The 3,086-nt window shown below is 25.2% G+C and carries 4 protein-coding genes and 1 pseudogene; all 5 read left to right on the top strand.

Annotated elements, in window-relative coordinates; genetic code table 11:
- A pseudogene (locus tag EII29_RS11105) lies at nt 1–228 on the top strand (hypothetical protein); the annotation flags it as partial.
- Nucleotides 229–508: 280 nt separating this feature from the next.
- Nucleotides 509–667, top strand: coding sequence for a hypothetical protein (locus EII29_RS12210; protein WP_158612527.1), 159 nt, complete (start codon nt 509–511; stop codon nt 665–667).
- An 89-nt stretch (nt 668–756) separates the two neighbouring features.
- Complete coding sequence (locus tag EII29_RS12205) at nt 757–906, top strand: hypothetical protein (protein WP_158612526.1); 150 nt, start codon at nt 757–759, stop codon at nt 904–906.
- A gap of 648 nt (nt 907–1,554) precedes the next feature.
- Nucleotides 1,555–1,977, top strand: coding sequence for a hypothetical protein (locus EII29_RS11100; protein WP_125237575.1), 423 nt, complete (start codon nt 1,555–1,557; stop codon nt 1,975–1,977).
- A 425-nt stretch (nt 1,978–2,402) separates the two neighbouring features.
- On the top strand, nt 2,403–2,837 hold the full coding sequence (locus EII29_RS11095; protein ID WP_125237574.1) for a hypothetical protein: 435 nt from the start codon (nt 2,403–2,405) through the stop codon (nt 2,835–2,837).
- Nucleotides 2,838–3,086 lie beyond the last annotated feature (249 nt).

Raw genomic sequence — 3,086 nt, 5'->3', positions numbered from 1 at the left:
AAGAAATATATGGAAAAATTCAAAGAGTATTTCAGTGTTGAAAGAGAACTTGAGACAATAGATTGGGAAGAATATATGAAATTTAATGAAATATATCCTTTACTCGAATTTGAAATAGAAGGAATAAGTAAAGAGGAATTAAAAGAATTAAGAGAAAAGATAAAGTCCTATTATAATGATAAAATACTGTATATAAAGTTAATAGGTACTAATAAGTTGACTGAATAATGAAAATATAATATTTAAATTATTTTAAAAAGAAAGTACTCATTCATTTTAAGAAATTTATTTATTATAAAAACAAAGATTGGATACTAAATTAAATCTTCGGCATTCAAAATTTTCCGAAGAAATATGAAATTATGCTGAAAGGGAAAACAGCTGTTTGAACGAAGAGAGTTTGCTGTTTTCCAAGCATAATGAATATTTATGAGGGATAAAAAATTGTAGTCGATAGCTGGAGTGTGAGGACGGTAATGAGTTCTCATGGAGAGAAATCAGTGAAATAATGACAGATAATGAAAGTGTGAAAGCAAAAATGGCTTTAGCATTTAATTTAAATCTCGAAGGGATAAGGATCTTTAAGGATGGTTATAAGGCACTGAAAGAAGTACCTAATATAGGAAGAGTGGGAAGCTTTATAAAAGATATAGTAATCGGAAGGTAGACTGTATAATAACAGTCATATACAGGCAGAAAATAAAGAAAGAATTATCATCTATAGGAATTCTTCCTTCAAATTTAAAGGATTATACTATGAATAACAAAAGAAGTGACACATTAGTATATTATAATTATTCTGGTAAAGGAAAGAAACAAGGTGATGGAAGAAAAATAACGATAGATATAAAAAACAAATCAGCGAAAGCAATAAAAAAAGAATTAAAAAAATGGGAGGATAACTAAAATGAAAGAGAAAGTGCTGGTATTGTTTTTTATAATAAACATTATATGGCAATTTTTAAAATTAAAACATAAAAAGATAAAAGTAGTATATTGTTTAGATATGATAATATCTATGTCTATTATATTAATTTTAATGAGTTTAATATATATATGGATAATTTTTTATGACATTATGTCAAAAGGAGCAGATAAAAATGATTTTCAAATACTGTTGCTTTTTTCAATAATTATACTTTTTTATACAGTAAAAATTATAAGTTACTTAAGAAAAAAAATGTTTTGGATGCAAAAATTAACTTTCATTACTTCGATTGTTATTGAATTATGTGCTAATATATATTTTATTTTGTATTAAATTATACGAAGGTTGTTTGTTTTAATTATGATATTAGAAAATGGCAAAAAGAATGAATATCTGGAGGAAAAAATAAATTAAAGGATTCAGAAGATTATGCAAGTTTTTATGGAAGACAGTTTGAGAGATATTACAATAGACAATTTGGAGAAAATGATGTAAAGTTTATAACAGAAAGACTGAAGTATACAAAAGAACAGCTTGGTAATGATTGGGAGAACTCGGTTAGAACTCTTTATGCAGTAATTTCAGGTGAACTTGGGTACTATGTAGCAGGGAAAGGTTCTGCCATTTTGGGAATAGCAGAAGGAGACAATAGGGAAATAAAATTTTTTAGTACTATTGCTGGAGGGTTAGGAGTAGGAGCAGGTGGAGGCGTTTCAATAAGTGGTGGAACTTCTTTTTTAGAAGGTATAGATGACCCAGATGATTTAGCAGGTTGGGGAAATAGTATATCCATAAACTTAATAGGAGGAATATCAGAAAGTTTTTCTGCTGAATTTTCAAGAAAATCAGGTGGATTTTCAGTAAGTGGAGGAATTGGCGGACTAGCTTCAGGGACAGTAACATATCAATTAGGATATACGATTGTTGGAAAAAGTGTTTTAGATGTTTTAAATAAGTTACCAATATCTAATAAAAATAAAGAAAAGCTTAGAACAGAGTTTGAAAAAAGAAAAAATAAGTATAAAAAAGGGGAAGGAAAATGGAAATAAAATATTCAAAATTTGATTTCAGCAAAAATAATATAGGATTTTTTCTTTTTTTTATGATCTATATACAACCACAACTTTTATTTTCAAAAAATATAAGAGATGTTTTAGGAGGAACTTTATTTTTAAGTATTGTGATATTATATTTTGTATACCGCTTTTATTTAGTTTGGATTTTAAAGAAAAAAGGGGAAATTAAATTTTGTAATGAATTAATTGAAATTAAAGGAGTATTCTTTATTAAAAAATTAGAATATAGGAATATTAGAAATTTAACAATAAGGAAAAATTATTTGGGTTCATATGATATAGTCATAAATTATGATGAAAGTATAAATTTTTTTCGATATTTGAACAATTATTTTTTTGATAAATTTTCTTTTAGAAAAAATCATGATAACAGTTTTGTTATTTGCGATGTAAAAAATATGAAAGAAGTATTAAAATATTTATTAAATAAAATAGGATATTCTGAATACGAGATATCTAATGAAACAAATAAGAAAAAATTGTATGTAAAGTATTCTTTATTCGAAAGAGCATATTTAATATGTTGGGGGATATTGCTTGTACTATGGTTGTTTACTTTTATATTTCCACAAGTAATAACAGTAGTAATTGTATATTTAATAATTACAAATGTTAGAGTTTTAAAAAAAGAATATATCATGATAAAATATAATAATAAAATAAAAATATATGAAAAAAATAAAATTATTTATGTTATTGAAGATTTTTATGAAAATGATGAAAGACTTATTATAGAGTACAATAATAATCAGACGCTTTTTTCAAAATATAATTTTTATTATTTTTCCAATAATATACTTCCTAAAAATTATAAAAAAGAAAGAGAGAAATAACTTGTAATTTTTAAAATAATTATTTTAGTTGAAAGTAAAATTAAAACTAATGTCTTTTCACCAACATTTAAAATTTTCCGAAGAAATATGAAATTATGCTGGAAAGGAAAACAGCTGTCTGAACGGAGTGAGTTTGCTGTTTTCCAAGCATAATAAATATTTATGAGGGATAAAAAATTTTGTAGCCGATAACAGGAGAATGAGGGCGGCAATGAGCCCTCACAAAAAAACTACACAATAATTCTTGAA

This window comes from Leptotrichia sp. OH3620_COT-345, from assembly GCF_003932895.1.
Lineage (GTDB): Bacteria > Fusobacteriota > Fusobacteriia > Fusobacteriales > Leptotrichiaceae > Pseudoleptotrichia.
This window is presented reverse-complemented; position numbering and strand designations above follow the sequence as displayed.